At 74.7% G+C, this 13,589-nt stretch carries 15 protein-coding genes; 9 read left to right on the top strand and 6 right to left on the bottom strand.

Translation table 11 applies throughout. The features are described from left to right. Positions 1 to 4 precede the first annotated feature (4 nt). From OG559_RS24620 to OG559_RS24610, 3 genes are read left to right on the top strand one after another with little or no spacing between them, the layout of a single operon-like run. Positions 5 to 1,042 carry a hypothetical protein gene (locus OG559_RS24620; protein ID WP_405107588.1) on the top strand — a complete coding sequence of 346 codons (1,038 nt, stop codon included), beginning with the start codon at positions 5 to 7 and terminating at the stop codon, positions 1,040 to 1,042. Beyond that, positions 1,035 to 3,722, top strand: a complete 2,688-nt coding sequence (locus OG559_RS24615) for an FtsK/SpoIIIE domain-containing protein (RefSeq protein ID WP_405107585.1) — start codon at positions 1,035 to 1,037, stop codon at positions 3,720 to 3,722. Before OG559_RS24620 ends, OG559_RS24615 begins: the two co-directional genes overlap by 8 nt. Beyond that, positions 3,719 to 4,384 (top strand): hypothetical protein, encoded by a 666-nt coding sequence (locus OG559_RS24610; protein WP_405107583.1) that lies wholly within the window; start codon positions 3,719 to 3,721, stop codon positions 4,382 to 4,384. Before OG559_RS24615 ends, OG559_RS24610 begins: the two co-directional genes overlap by 4 nt. Before the next feature lie 164 nt (positions 4,385 to 4,548). On the opposite strand, the gene OG559_RS24605 is transcribed toward OG559_RS24610, so the two are convergent. The 3 genes from OG559_RS24605 to OG559_RS24595 all read right to left on the bottom strand — a co-directional run bounded on the left by OG559_RS24605 (position 4,549) and on the right by OG559_RS24595 (position 6,823). Beyond that, the gene (locus tag OG559_RS24605; RefSeq protein WP_405107580.1) at positions 4,549 to 5,877 is read right to left on the bottom strand and encodes a cupin domain-containing protein; all 1,329 of its coding nucleotides are present in this window, start codon (positions 5,875 to 5,877) and stop codon (positions 4,549 to 4,551) included. Positions 5,878 to 5,886: 9 nt separating this feature from the next. Beyond that, positions 5,887 to 6,189, bottom strand: a complete 303-nt coding sequence (locus OG559_RS24600) for a hypothetical protein (protein ID WP_405107577.1) — start codon at positions 6,187 to 6,189, stop codon at positions 5,887 to 5,889. Between the two features lie 205 nt (positions 6,190 to 6,394). Then, entirely contained in the window at positions 6,395 to 6,823 is a 429-nt protein-coding gene (locus OG559_RS24595; RefSeq protein ID WP_405107574.1) for a DUF2267 domain-containing protein, read from the bottom strand. A gap of 391 nt (positions 6,824 to 7,214) precedes the next feature. On the opposite strand from OG559_RS24595, the gene OG559_RS24590 reads away from it, so the two are divergent. The 4 genes from OG559_RS24590 to OG559_RS24575 are packed head-to-tail and all read left to right on the top strand — an operon-like array spanning position 7,215 to position 10,668. Beyond that, on the top strand, positions 7,215 to 8,129 hold the full coding sequence (locus OG559_RS24590; protein ID WP_405107571.1) for an ABC transporter ATP-binding protein: 915 nt from the start codon (positions 7,215 to 7,217) through the stop codon (positions 8,127 to 8,129). Beyond that, positions 8,122 to 8,997, top strand: a complete 876-nt coding sequence (locus tag OG559_RS24585) for an ABC transporter permease (protein WP_405107569.1) — start codon at positions 8,122 to 8,124, stop codon at positions 8,995 to 8,997. The genes OG559_RS24590 and OG559_RS24585 overlap by 8 nt, the downstream gene beginning before the upstream one ends. Further along, positions 8,994 to 9,953, top strand: coding sequence for an ABC transporter ATP-binding protein (locus OG559_RS24580; RefSeq protein WP_405107566.1), 960 nt, complete (start codon positions 8,994 to 8,996; stop codon positions 9,951 to 9,953). The genes OG559_RS24585 and OG559_RS24580 overlap by 4 nt, the downstream gene beginning before the upstream one ends. Before the next feature lie 4 nt (positions 9,954 to 9,957). Continuing rightward, positions 9,958 to 10,668 carry an ABC transporter permease gene (locus tag OG559_RS24575; protein ID WP_405107563.1) on the top strand — a complete coding sequence of 237 codons (711 nt, stop codon included), beginning with the start codon at positions 9,958 to 9,960 and terminating at the stop codon, positions 10,666 to 10,668. A gap of 86 nt (positions 10,669 to 10,754) precedes the next feature. Here OG559_RS24575 and OG559_RS24570 read toward each other — a convergent pair whose 3' ends face one another. Next, positions 10,755 to 11,336, bottom strand: a complete 582-nt coding sequence (locus OG559_RS24570; RefSeq protein WP_405107560.1) for a hypothetical protein — start codon at positions 11,334 to 11,336, stop codon at positions 10,755 to 10,757. Positions 11,337 to 11,497: 161 nt separating this feature from the next. On the opposite strand from OG559_RS24570, the gene OG559_RS24565 reads away from it, so the two are divergent. Together OG559_RS24565 and OG559_RS24560 are read left to right on the top strand one after the other, a co-directional pair. Beyond that, positions 11,498 to 11,740: a hypothetical protein gene (locus tag OG559_RS24565; protein ID WP_405107557.1), complete on the top strand. Its 243-nt coding sequence runs from the start codon at positions 11,498 to 11,500 to the stop codon at positions 11,738 to 11,740. A gap of 46 nt (positions 11,741 to 11,786) precedes the next feature. Further along, positions 11,787 to 12,041, top strand: coding sequence for a hypothetical protein (locus tag OG559_RS24560; protein ID WP_405107554.1), 255 nt, complete (start codon positions 11,787 to 11,789; stop codon positions 12,039 to 12,041). A gap of 5 nt (positions 12,042 to 12,046) precedes the next feature. Here the strand turns inward: OG559_RS24560 and OG559_RS24555 are convergent, their stop codons facing one another. Together OG559_RS24555 and OG559_RS24550 are read right to left on the bottom strand one after the other, a co-directional pair. Continuing rightward, on the bottom strand, positions 12,047 to 12,916 hold the full coding sequence (locus OG559_RS24555; protein ID WP_405107551.1) for a DUF72 domain-containing protein: 870 nt from the start codon (positions 12,914 to 12,916) through the stop codon (positions 12,047 to 12,049). 54 nt (positions 12,917 to 12,970) lie between these two features. Beyond that, on the bottom strand, positions 12,971 to 13,369 hold the full coding sequence (locus OG559_RS24550; protein WP_405107548.1) for a TraR/DksA family transcriptional regulator: 399 nt from the start codon (positions 13,367 to 13,369) through the stop codon (positions 12,971 to 12,973). Between the last annotated feature and the right edge of the window lie 220 nt (positions 13,370 to 13,589).

Genomic DNA, 13,589 nt, shown 5'->3' with positions numbered 1-13,589 from the left:
GGGCATGTCCATCATCGAGGACGTCGGGGCGCAGGTGCGGGCGGCCGCCGAGGAACTGCCGATCGCCCAGCTCGCTCTGGCGCTGGAGAAGTTCGGCCAGGCCACCGAGCGGCTGCGCTGGGTGCGGCAGGAGTCGGCCAACCCGATGGGGGTGCCCGAGCTGTCCGCCGCCACCGAGCACGCCGAGTCCGCCGGGCACGCGCTGCGGGTGGCGCAGGAGCAGCTGTCGGCGTACCTCGCGGCGATCGGGCTGGCCCCCGACGGCGCCCCCGCGGCCCGCCCGGCCGGCGACCGGCAGGTGCACGACGCGCCGCGCGGCGGGCCGCCCGCCGCCGGGGAGCAGCCGCCGCCCGCCCAGGACGACAACCCGGTGCTGCACCGCTGGTGGGCGGTGCGGGTGGCCGAGCTGACCGGAGGCCGGGAGGGCGCGCCGGACGCGCCGGACGAGAAGGTCGGCGACTCCCGCGAGCTGCTGCGCCGGGTGGTCGACGGGGTCCGTTCCGGCGACCGGGACCGGCTGCACCGGGAGCTGCGCGGCGCGCACTCCGACGTCGGCCTCGGCCTGGCCGCGGTCGCCCCGCCGATGCTGCGCGAGCTGGCCGGCGAGCTGCTCGGCCATCCGCCCCGCGCCGACGACCTGACCCGGCTGCGCCGGGAGCTGGAGGGTCGGGTCCGCGACCTGCTCCCCGGGCTGCCCCCGCCGGCGCTGGAGACGCTGCTGACCAGGATCTGCCGGATGCCCCCGCCGCAGCGCGGCAGCGGCGAGGAGCAGCCGCACGCGGCCGACCCGGCGGTCACCGCCGGCGTGGCGACCGCCGTGCTGCTGGCCCGCCTCGGCAAGGATCTGCCCCGCGACCCAGGGCAGCCCGACCCGGCCGGCGAGCCCGCCCGGGAGAAGCGCCGCGAGGCCGAGCGGGACGCCTGGGACCAGGCGACGCGGGACCGGGCCGCTCGGGAGCGCGCGGCCCGGGACCGGGCCGCCCAGGGCCGTCCGCCCGCGCCGCCCGCCGGGAACGCCGCCCGTCGGGACTCCGATGGCTGACCGGCGGACCCAACTGGTGACCCGGGTGCGCGGCATGCTCTCCGAGGCGCTGGGCGCCACCCGGGGCCGGCTCGCCGCCGCCGACGCCGAACTCGTCGCCGCCCGGGACCGGCTGACCCGGGTCGAGCGCGCCGCCGCGGCCGTGCCCGCGAGGGTGGGGGCCCAGCGGGACCGGCGGCTGGCCGAGATCGACGCCCAGCATGCCGCCCGGATCACCGAGCTGGCCCGCCGGGCCGTGGACGCCGCCCGCCGGGAGGCCCCAGGCGCGGCCTCCGCCGACTGGACGCGGTGGACCGTCACGCCGGCCGGGCGCGGCGAGCCGCCCGGCGCGGTCCGGGTCGGCACCGTCCGCATCCCCGGCGCGGAGCCGGTGCCGGCGCTGGTGCCGCTGCTCGACGTCGGGCACGTGCACCTGACCGGGGCCGACGCCGACGGCGGGGCCTCCGTCGTGCCGGCGCTGCTGCTGCGCAGCCTGGGCCGGACCGACCCGGGCGCGGTACGGCTGTTCGGGTACGACCCTGAGCACCTCGGCGGGGGCCTGGCCGGGTTCGCCCCGCTGGGCACGGCCGGGCAGCTCACCTTCGTCGGGCCGGGCGGGCTGGGTCGGCTGCTGGACGACCTGGTGGAGCAGATCCGCCGGATCAACGAGACGGTGCTGGCCGGCGAGTACCGCTCGCTGCGCGAACTGGCCGCCGCGACCAGCCGTCGCCCGGAGCCGTGGCGGGTGGCGGTGCTGCTCGGCGGCGACGAGCTGTCCCGGCACGAACGCGGCCAGCTCGACCGGGTGGTCCGCACCGGCGCGGCGTGCGGGGTGCACCTGGTGGTGCGGGGCGTCCCGGTGCCCGACGACCCCACGGTGACCCGGGTCGTGGTGGGCCCGGACGGCGCCCGGGTGGGCGGGCCGCCGGGCCTGCCGGTGACCCTGGACCCGCCGCCACCGGCCGCGTTGGTCACCGAGACCTGCCGGCAGGTCGCCGCCCGGGTCAACGCCGGCCCCCCGCCGGCCCCGTTCACCGACCTGCTGCCGCCGCCGGAGCAGATGTGGCGGGAGGACTCCTCCGCCGGGCTGACCGCGCCGATCGGCGAGGGCCCGCACGGCCGGCCGGTGCTGCTCAACCTCGGCGACTACCCGCCGCACGCGCTGATCGGCGGCCCGTCGGGCACCGGCAAGACCAACCTGATCTTCGCCTGGATCGGCGCGCTGGCGTCCCGGTACTCCCCCGCCGAACTGGAGTTCTACCTGCTGGACTTCAAGGAGGGGGTGTCCTTCGCCCGGTTCGCCCAGGGCCGGCGGGACCCGAGCTGGCTGCCGCACATGCGGCTGGTCGGGATCAACGTCAACACCGACCGGGAGTTCGGGCTGGCCCTGCTGCGCTTCCTCGCCGAGGAGCTGCGCCGGCGGGCCGACGCGGCGAAGAAGCACGAGGTCACCAAGCTCGCCGAGCTGCGGGCGGTGGACCCGACCGGGCACTGGCCCCGGATCGTCGCCGTGGTCGACGAGTTCCAGGCGCTGCTGGCCGGCCGGGACGTGGTGGCCCGGGAGGCCGCCGACCTGCTGGAGGACCTGGCCCGCCGGGGCCGCTCCCAGGGCATCCACCTGGTGCTGGCCTCGCAGGACGTGCGGGGCATCGAGGCGCTGTGGGGGCGGCCGGCGCTGGTCGCCCAGTTCACCCTGCGCATCGCGCTGCCCAAGGCGCTGCGCATCCTCGCCGAGCGCAACGACGCCGCCCAGTCGCTGCCCCGGCACCACGCCGTGATCAACGCCGAGTCGGGGCTGGCGGAGGGCAACGAGGTGGCCCGCATCCCGTCGGCCAGCGACTGGGACGCCTGGAGCGAGTTGCAGCACCGGCTGTGGCGGATGCGCCCGCAGGACGCGAAGCCGGCCCGGCTGTTCGACGGCGACGCGATCCCCCGGCTGCGCGACGCCCCGGACTTCCGGGCGCTGAACCCGCCCGAGGGCGACGACGGACCGCCGCGCAGCCCGGTCGCGCTGCTCGGGGAGATCATCGACGTACAGGCCCGCTCGGCGGTGCTGCGACTGCCCCGGGCGCCCGGGCGGAACCTGGCGGTGCTGGGCACCCGGGTCGACGAGGCGTGCGCGGTGCTGGACGCCGCCGCCCGGTCCCTGGCCCGCCAGCACCGTCCCGGCACGGCCCGGTTCTCCATCGCCTGCCTCGACCCGGACGCCGACCCGGCCGCCCGGGAGCTGTACGCCGACCTCGCCGACGACGCCGCCTGGTACGACGACGAGACCCTGCCGGAGCTGATGGCCGAGACCGCCGCCGCCCTGGACCGGCCGGGCACCCCGGCCACCCCGCACTACCTGCTGCTGTACGCGGTCGACGCGGCGGCCGGCCGGCTGGCCGCGCGGGCCGGCGGGCGGACCGGGCTGGAGCAGCTGCGCCGGATCCTGCACGACGGGCCGGAGCGGCGGACCCACGTGCTGGCCTGGTGGCGCGGCGTGGCCCGGATGCGGGTGGACCTCGGCGGGCCGGCCGCCCGCACCGACCAGATCGGCGCCTGGGTGGCCCTCGACGTGCAGGGCACCGAGCTGGGCTCGTCGCTGTACCCGGGCAGCGGGGGGCCGGACTGGTACCCCCGGCCGTGGCGGGGGCTCTTCTTCGACCGGGCGGCGCACCGCACCGGCCAGGTCATCATCCCCTACGGACCGTCGGCATGAACGAACCGGTGATCAGCGAGACGTACGCGGCGCAGGTGCGCCGGCTGGCCGAGCTGACCGACCGGGTGCGCACCCAGCGCGCCGAGGCGCGCACCTGGCACGAGCAGCAGTGCGCCGCCGCCGAGCGGGCCGTCGCGGAGGCCACCGAGCAGCTCCGGTACGCCGAGCAGGAGGCGGTCGACGCGCGCGAGCTGGTGGAGCGGGTGGACGCCGAGGCGGCCCACCTGTGGCAGCAGCTACGGGTCCGGCTGGGCGTCGGCGTCCGCCGCGTCGGGAATCCACCCGGCCCGGCCCGGGACGCCTCGGGCGACCCGCTGCTGCTGCTGCACGGGGTGCGCGGGCTGCTGGACCGGACCCGGCAGCCCGGGGAGCTGCCCTCGTCGGCGAACCCGCTGCTGACGCTGTGCGGCGTGCTGGGGGCGGCGCTGATGTCCGCCCTCGGCGCGGGCGTCCGCGCGCTCGGCGCCCGCAACGACGGTGACCTGGCGGTGGGGCTGCCGGTGCTGGCGCTGGTGGTGACGCTGCTCGGCCCGCTGGTCGGGCTGGCCCTGGCCAAGCGGCTCGCCGACCGCCGGCACGCGATTCTGTCGCCCCGCCCGATCACCGTCGTGCTGGTGGCGGGCCTGGTCACCACCGGCGTGCTGCTGGTCCTCACCCGCTGACCGGACCACGCTGGTCCTCACCCGCTGAGCGGACCACCCGGCGGGGATGCACGCCCTGCTGCGCACGGCGAGGACCGCCCCAGCCGGCACGGGCGGTCCCCGGGGCCGCCCCCAGCCGGCACGGGCGGCCGGCGGGGCCGCCCGCAGTCGGTGCGGCCCTTGCCCTACCGGTCGGCGGGGACGGCGACCGCCTCCCGCAGGAGGCGGCGGGCGAGGACCACCCGGTCGGCGTCGTCGTCGAGGCCGGGCAGGTCACCGACCCGGGTCACCGTGCCGGTGAGCAGCGCACGCAGCGCCGCTTCGCACTGGGCGGGCAGGGTGAGCGTCCGGTCGAACAGCCGCAGCGCGACCGTGCCGTCCCCGGCCGGTTCGAGCTGCCAGCGCAGCCCCGGGCGGACGGCGAGCCGGGTGTCGGCGTCGAGGGCGGCGAGCGCGGCGGCCTGGGCCAGGGGCCGGATCGGCGCGGGCCGGGCGGCCGGCCAGGCCCGGGCGCGCAGCCGCGCGGCGACGGCGGCCGGGTCGGCGCGCAGCAGCCAGTCCCGCAGCGCCTCGACGGTCTCGGTCAGCTCCGGCTCGATCGCCGACGGGTCGGTCACATCGGTGCCGAACGGCAGGCCGGCGCGCAGCCGGGCGTCGGAGGCGGCCAGGGCTAGCAACTCCTCGACGATGGCGTACCGGGTCAGCGCCCGGATGCCGACGGTCAGGTGCAGGGAGCTGGACTCCTGGGCCTGGGCGCTGTGCAGCCAGCCGCGCGGCAGGTAGAGCGCGTCGCCCGGTTCGAGCACCACGTCGAGCGCGGCGGGGCCCTGGGCAGTGGCGGAGACCTCGTCGGCCCGGCCGCCCCAGGGCTGGCGCTCCAGCGGGTCGGGCAGCACCGGGGGGTGGATCCGCCAGTGCTTGCGCCCGTCGACCTGGAGGACGAAGACGTCATGGGTGTCGTAGTGGGTGGCGAATCCCTGGCTGCCGGCCGGGGTCAGGTAGGCGTTGACCTGCAACGGCTGGGCGAGTGCGGCGCCGAGGTCGCGGGCGAAGTCGACCAGGGCGGGCCAGGTGCGGTGCAGCCCCTGGAGCACCAGGGTCGCGCCGGAGGCGTACAGCTCCAGCACCCGCTCGTCGAGGACCTGGTCGCCGATCTCGGCGCCCGCGCCGCCGCCGCCGGTGTAACGCGCCGCCGGCACGAGCTGGCCGTCCTTGGCGATCCGCAGGAACGGGGTACGCAGGCCGCGGCGGCTGAGCAGCTCGTCGGCGTCGGAGGGGCTGAGCAGGTCGGTGAAGCCGTCGGAGTTGGGCAGCTCGGCGGCGCGGGACAGCAGCGGCGCCCGGCCCCAGTGGGCGGCGGCGAACTTGCCCGGCTCGACGGCGATGCAGCGGGCGAGCGCCGGGGCGGCGGCGAAGCTGCCCGGCTCGACGTCGGCGCAGCGGCCGAGCTCCGGGGTGGCGGCGGACGGAACCGCCGGGCGGTGGCGGCCGCCCGGCGGGTCGATGATCGTCACGACGTTCCGTCAGGCCGTGCCGTCGGCGCCACCGTCGTGCTGACCCGGAGTCGCGCCGCCGTCGGCCGGACCCTCAGCGCTGCCGTCCGCGCCACCGTCATGCTGACCCGGGGTCGCGCCGCCGTCGGCCGGACCCTCAGCGCTGCCGTCCGCGCCACCGTCATGCTGACCCGGAGTCGCGCCGCCGTCGGCCGGACCCTCAGCGCTGCCGTCCGCGCCACCGTCATGCTGACCCGGGGTCGCACCGCCGTCGGCCGGACCCTCCGGGCCGCCGCCGCTGGTCGTCTGGATGTCGTCGTCGTTGAGTGCCATTCGGTGCTCCCTCGAGTGCCGTCCCGCCGTACGACGGGGTTCGTCTGCAACGGGTGGTACCCCACACACGATCTTCTCTAACCACACCGTAGACGGCGGGCCCCGTCGGCATGGCCGGTTCGCCCGGCCCGGCCGACGGGACCCGGGGACGTCAGCACGACGGGGCCGGTCGACCCGTTGGGTCGACCGGCCGGCGCGGGGAGGGTCAGGGGATCATGCGGCCCAGGTCCCGGGGCATGGCGGACCTGACGTCCTCCCACTCCCCCTGGGTCACGTGCCGGCGCAGGGTGTCCAGCACCACCTGGACCACCCGCTCCGGGCCGCCCTCCACGTCGTACGGGAAGCCCTGGCGGACCTCGTAGAGGAAGTCGTCGCGGTTCAGCTTGATCGGCACGTCCTCCGGCTGCCAGCCCTCGAAGTAGATCCCCCGCACCAGCACCGGGAGCTGCGCGGAGAACTCCACGCTCTCCGCCACCGGCAGCCGGTCGCGCAGCAGGTGCAGCACCGTGCGCAGCGCCGCGTACGACTGGTTGCGTTGCGCCTTCGGCCAGCCGTACGCCGCCTCGATGTCCTTGAGGATCAGGTTGGTCTTGTCCAGCGAGGACTCGAACGCCGAGATCATCTGCTCAGCCATCTGTGCACCCCCGTAGGTCGGTGTGTCACCGTCGGTCGTCGTCGCGCGGCGGCGGGCCCGCTGGGCCCCGCCACTGCCGGGTCGGACTGATCAGACCGGGCCTCGGCACCACGCGGCGGGGGCCGCCGGCCGGCCCGACCACGTGCAGCACGCCGCCGCGCCGTCGATCCGGCACGTTCCGTACCGTCATCCCACGCACCCCCGTACCTGTTCGCCGTCGCGGCCGTCTCCCCCGACGGACCACGCACACCGCCATGCTGCGTCGCGCGAGGATGACCCCGCCTCACCCCCTTCGGGTGACTTCCTTAGGGGCACCCGGCCAGGAAGATCAGGGACCCGCCGGGGGCGGGCGGTCACCCATGGGTGACCCCAGCTCCCTACGCTGTACGACGTGACACTCATCGCGACCGAGTCGCTGACCAAGACGTACGGGGGTGGGGTCACGGCGTTGGCCGACCTGACCGTCGCGGTCGAGCCGGGGATCATCGGGCTGGTCGGCGCGAACGGCGCCGGCAAGTCGACCCTGATCAAGATCCTGCTCGGCCTCCTCCCCCCGACCAGCGGCCGGGTCAGGGTGCTCGGCCTCGACCCGACCACCGACTCCGCCCAGGTCCGCGCCCGGGTCGGCTACATGCCCGAGCACGACGCCCTGCCACCGGACCTCTCCGCCGCGGAGCTGGTCACCCACCTCGGCCGGGTCAGCGGCCTGCCGCGTACGGTCGCCCGGGAGCGGGCCTCCGAGGCGCTGCGGCACGTCGGGCTCTACGAGGAGCGCTACCGCCCGGTCGGCGGCTACTCCACGGGCATGAAGCAGCGCGTCAAGCTCGCCCAGGCCCTCGTGCACGACCCCGATCTGCTGCTGCTCGACGAGCCGACCAACGGCCTCGACCCGGCCGGCCGGGACGCCATGCTGGCGCTGGTGCACCGCATCGGCACCGAGTTCGGCATCTCCGTGCTGGTCTGTTCGCACCTGCTGGGCGAGGTGGAACGGATCTGCGACACCCTCGTCGCCATCGACGGCGGGCGGCTGCTGCGCGCCGACCACATCTCCGCCATGACCTCCGCCACCGACGTGCTCGCCGTCGAGGTCAGCGAGGGCACGGAGGAGTTGGCCGCGCGGCTGGCCGCGCTCGACCTGCCGGTCCGCCGGGACGGCCGGCTGCTGCTCGTCGAGCTCGTCGACGACGCCACCTACGACCTCATCCTCGGCGCGGTCGCCGAGCTGGACCTGCCGCTGCACCGGCTGGACCAGCGCCGGCACCGGGTGGCCGAACTCTTCGCCACGAGGGAGCCCAGCCATGCCTGAGCCGACCGGCGTCATCCACGACATCGGCTACCAGCGCTACACCGGCCCCCGGCTGGGCCGCCGGGCCGTCTTCGGCGCGCTCTACCTGCACGGCCTGCGGACGGCGTTCGGGCTGGGCCGCAGCGCGAAGGCCAAGATCTTCCCCTGGCTGGTGGTCGGCATCGTCACGCTGGTCGCCGCCGCCGCCACCGCGGTGCGCAGCCAGATCGGCGAGGTGGTGATGACGTACGCCCAGTTCGCCGACAACATGAGCTGGCTGGTCATCTTCTTCGTCGCGGTGGTCGCGCCCGAGCTGGTCTCCCGCGACCTGCTCAGCGGAGTGCTACCGCTCTACTTCTCCCGGCCGCTGCCGCGCTCGGACTACCCGCTGGCCAAGCTGCTGGCGCTGGCGACCGCGCTGTGGTTGCTGCTCGGCGGGCCGCAGCTGGTGATGTTCCTGGGTGCCGCCTTCACCGGCGGTGACGGCATGCGCGGGGTCTGGAACGAGCTGCTCGATCTGCTGCCGGGCCTGCTCTACGCCGGGCTCTGGGCGGCGGTCTTCGCCTCGGTCGGCCTGCTGGTCGCCTCCCTCACCGGCAAGCGGGCGTTCGCGGCCGGCGGGATCGTGGCCGTGTTCCTGATGACCACGCCGATCGTCGGCGTCCTGTCGATCATGCCCTCCCGGGCGGTCAACGAGCTGGCCTTCCTCGCCTCGCCGTCGACGCTGGTGGGCGGCGTGGGCGAGTGGGCGCTCGGCGACCTGCTGGGGCCCCAGGCCCCGGTTCCGATCGGCGGCTTCGGTCCCGTCTACGCGGTCGCCGCCGTGCTGCTCGTGGCCGGCTGCGTCGCCCTGCTGCTCCTGCGATACCGGAAGGTGGCCGCGCGATGACCACGATCAGCGCCGACCAGGCGACGGGGACACCCACCGCCGCCACCAGCACCCTCGACCTCGCAGGCGTCTCCCGCTGGTACGGCAATGTGGTGGCGGTCAACGACGTCAGCATGAGCCTCGGCCCGGGCGTCACCGGGCTGCTCGGCCCCAACGGCGCGGGCAAGACCACCCTGTTGCACATGATGGCGGGCTTCCTGGCCCCGTCGCGCGGGGCGGTGAGTCTGGACGGCCGGCCCACCTGGCGCAACCCGGAGGTCTACCGCCGGCTCGGCCTGGTCAGCGAGCGGGAGGCGGTGCACACCTTCCTCACCGCGTACGAGTTCGTGCTGGCCAGCGCGAAGCTGCACGGGCTGCCGGATCCGGCGGCGGCGGCCCGCCGGGCGATCGCCCTGGTGGAGATGGAGGGCGCGCAGGACCGCCGGATCGGCACGTACTCCAAGGGCATGCGGCAGCGCGCCCGGGTGGCCGCCGCGCTGGTGCACGAGCCGCAGGTGCTGCTGCTCGACGAGCCGTTCAACGGGATGGACCCACGCCAGCGGCTGCACATGATGGAGCTGCTGCACCGCCTCGGCGACGCCGGCCGGACCATCCTGTTCAGTTCGCACATCCTGGAGGAGGTCGAGCAGGTCTCCGGCACCGTCCAGGTGATGGTCGCCGGCCGGCTGGCCGCCTCCGGCGACTTCCGCACCATCCGCCGGCTGATGACCAATCGGCCGCACGTCTTCACCGTGCACTCCACCGACGACCGGGCGCTCGCCGTGGCGCTGATGGCCGAGGCGTCGGTGACGGGTGTCGAGCTGGACCGCGCCGGGTTGACCGTGCGCGCCGGCGACTACGGCGCGTTCACCCGCGTCCTGCCGAAGATCGCTCTGGCGGAGGGCATCCGGGTGCGAAAACTGGTGCCCCAGGACGAGTCCCTGGAGAGCGTCTTCTCCTACCTGGTGGAGGCCTGAACCCATGTCTACCGTTTCCTGGATCACCGTGCGGGGGCTGTTCGGCCGTCGCCGGTTCCTCCTGCTGCTGCCGCTGCCCGTGGTGCTCGTAGTGCTGGCGGTGCTCTCCCGGTCGCTCGGGGTGGACCCGCGCGAATGGGGCCCGCCGGTGCTGGTCGGCCTCGGCCTGGCCGTGGTGCTACCGGTGGTCTCCCTGATCGTCGGCACCGGCGTGCTGGGGGCCGAGATCGACGACGGCACGATCGTGCACATCCTGACCAAGCCGCTGCCGCGCTGGCAGATCGTGCTGCCGAAGCTGGCGGTGGCCGCCAGCGTCACCGCGGTCACCGTCGCCGTGCCGCTCTGCGTCGCCGGCATGCTGGCCGACTCCGTACGCCTCGGCCTGGCCCTCGCCGCCGCGTCGGCGGTCGGTGCGCTGGCGTACTCGGCGCTGTTCCTTGCGCTCAGCCTGCTCACCCGCCGGCCGGTGCTGCTCGGCCTGGTCTACGTGCTGATCTGGGAGGGGCTGCTCGGCACCGTCGTCAGCGGCACCAGGGTGCTCTCCATCCAGCAGTACGTGATCGCCCTCGCCGACCGGATCGCCCCCACGGGGCTGTTGCAGGGTGACGTCTCGGTGCCGGTGGCGGCGGTGATGAGCGCGCTGATCAGCATCGGCTTCACCGTGCTGGCGATCGACCGGCTCCGCTCGTTCAGCGTGGCCGGCGAGACGAGCTGACCCCGCACCCGACGGTCGTCCGGGCGGCCCGACCCGAGAGGGTGGGGCCGCCCGGATCGCTGTCAGCTCTTCGTGAACGCCGACGATCAGAGGCAGCCGCGACGGTTGCGCGGGCGAGAACCGGGGTGGGGACGGCGGGCGGGGGTCGCGGTGGTGAGGTCGAGCAGGCGGCGAATCCGGTACGACAGCACCAACCCCTGGTTGAGGGAGAGCATCAGCTCGCCGGGCTCGGCCCCACTTACGGCGAGCACGAGCACCGGCTCCGCGCCGGACACGAGCGCCTGCGCCAACGCCACGTCGGCGCGGGCCTCCCCGGCGAAGGGACCGGCGGGCGACTCGGGCGACCGCGGGGTCAGCGGGAGGCGCGCCGAGCGGTGCCGTCGCCGGGCGGTGCAGCCGTCCCGGTCGCACCAGCGAGGGTGGGCGTCGCCGGGTGGGTCGGCCAACCCGCCGGTCGGGTACCGATAGACGTACCCGCAGGGTCGGCCCAGTTCGGGGGCGCGCGGCACCAGATGGGCGGACCGCCCGGCGGCCCGGATCGTCGCGACGAACGCGGTCACGTGCTCGGCGCACGCGTACACGGCGGCGTCGAGGCTGTCTTCCCCGTACACCTCGATCCGGACGGTGGCCGATTCCCCGCACCCGGGCAGCGGCGGCAGAACACTCACAACGACCTCCCAGGGCCCGACAAGCCCCAGTCGACGCGGTGACCACCGGAGCACTCCAACTGCCAATAACATAGACTGCTATTGGCCACTAACGTAACCCCATTCAGGCCATGTTCTCGACTGACAGTTGGCTAAGATCATGCGTGTGACAGTGTGACGGCGTGGCACATGATCTGGCATCGGCGACAGCGGCCTACCGGGCCGCGCAGGATGCCGTGGACACCGCCAAGGCTCAGGTGCACACGAGTCAGGACGCGCTGCGCCAGGCCCGACGTGAGCTGGCCGAGGCGATCGTGGCGGAAGCTCGTGCGGGCAAGCGGATGCGCGACCTCGTCGCCACGACGAACCTGTCCCGGGAATGGATCCGCATCCTGCTCCGCCAAGCCGGCGTGGAACCCGACTGACGCAACGCAGGTCAGCGGAGAAGGCTGACCCGCAGCGGGGAGACCTGTGGCAGACGACCTCGCGGCAGCGGTTCGGGCCTACGGAGAGGCCTGGGCTGCGATCACCGGTGCGCAGGCCGAGGCGGACCGGATCGTGGCTGAGGCCAGGAGCGAGATCACCACAGCACGGTCCCGGCTGGCGGAGGCCATCGTCGAAGCGGCCCGCAACGGCATGCGCCAGATGGACATCGTCCGGGCCACCGGCTACACCCGGGAGCGGGTCAGACAGATCCTCCGTGCCGGCGGCGTCGAGGCGGGCTGAGTCCGTCAGGCGTCCAGGAGAGACTGGAGGCGCTGGCCGTTGCGCTGGGCGTTGTCGCGGTAACAGTTGTTCATGAGGACGTGCGTCTCGCTCGCCTGGTCGGCCAGTTTCCGCAGCTTCGGGGCCCAGTCCTTCAGTTCCCGGTCGGAGTAGTCGTAGCCGAACTTCTCGTGGATGTCCTTGCTGGTCCACTTCTCGCTGTGGCCGTGGAAGCGGACCACCGCCAGGTCGGCCGTCGCCTCCAGCACCGGTGGCACCGACGAGCGGTGGCCCTGCGGCATGTCCACGCAGACGTACGCCAGCTCGTGCTCGCGCAGGAAGCCCAGCGTCTCGGCGCGGTTGGCCCCGTCGAACCAGGACTCGTGCCGGAACTCGAACACGGGGCGCAGCGGCGCGCACCGGCGGGCCACCTCCAGCAGGTACTGCTTGTTGTCCCGCTTGATGGTGAACCAGGGCGGGAACTGGAACAGCAGCGCGCCCAGCCGGCCGGCCCCGACCAGCGGGTCGAGGGCGGACAGGAACCGGGTCCACACCTCCTCGTACGACTGCGCGGGCAGGTCGCCGGGGTAGACGTTGCGCTTGTCGGTGTCCGGCCGTAAATCCTTGTAGAGCGCGGAGACCCGGGTCGGGTGGCCGGTGAGCAGGCTGAACGCCTTGACGTTGAAGGTGAACCCGGCCGGCGTGCGCTCTGCCCACAGTCGGGCGGTGCGCTCGGCCGGCGGCGAGTAGTAGGTGGCGTCGACCTCGACCAGCGGGAACTTCTTCGCGTAGTACGCGAGCCGCTTCTCCGGGGTGTCCGCCGTCTGCGGGTACCACCCGGAGTCGAGCAGGGTCCGGTCGGTCCAGGACGCGGTGCCCACCTTGATCTCACCCACGGTCGGGGTTCACCGCGTCCACACACACCCGACCGGCGTCCGGCGGCCGCACGCTCAGGCGGCCCGCCGCTCCCGGTTCTGCTTGCACCCCACACAGGAGGTGGCGGACGGGTAGATCTCCAGCCGCTCCACGGGGATCGGCACCGTGCAGCCCTCGCAGAACCCGTACGTGCCCTCGTCGAGCCGGGTCAGGGCATGCTCGAACTGGGCCCGGCGGTCGAGGATGGTGCGCAGCAGTGACTGCGCGGTGTCCCGCTCGGCCGTCTTGGTGCCGCTGTCGGCCTGGTCGTCGCCGGCGGTGTCACCGACCTCCACCAACCGCAGCACCTGGCTCTGGAGCATCGCCTGCTCGTACTCCGCGGAGAGCTCGTCGTAGCGTGCCCGCAGGGACGCCCGGATCTGATCGGCGTCCGCCTGGGATCGGGCGGTGGCTACCGTGTCGTGGACGAGCATCGCTGCCTGCCTTTCGTGTGGCCTGGTGCTCCGGGAGGATGTCCCGAACCCCGCTTGCATACGCGCGAGAGATCACCCGCGCCCTGTGAGCCGGGCGATTACCCCGTCCGCCGGGCCGTCAAACCGGCGATTTTTCCGCCCCGGGGCGGGCGTCCCGGCCTCCCGCCCCGGCGGGGCTCCGACCACCGTGTCCCGGTCTCCCGACCGGGCCGGGCGGGGC

Source organism: Micromonospora sp. NBC_01405, from assembly GCF_045040155.1.
In the GTDB taxonomy this organism is placed as follows: Bacteria; Actinomycetota; Actinomycetes; order Mycobacteriales; family Micromonosporaceae; genus Micromonospora.
This window is presented reverse-complemented; position numbering and strand designations above follow the sequence as displayed.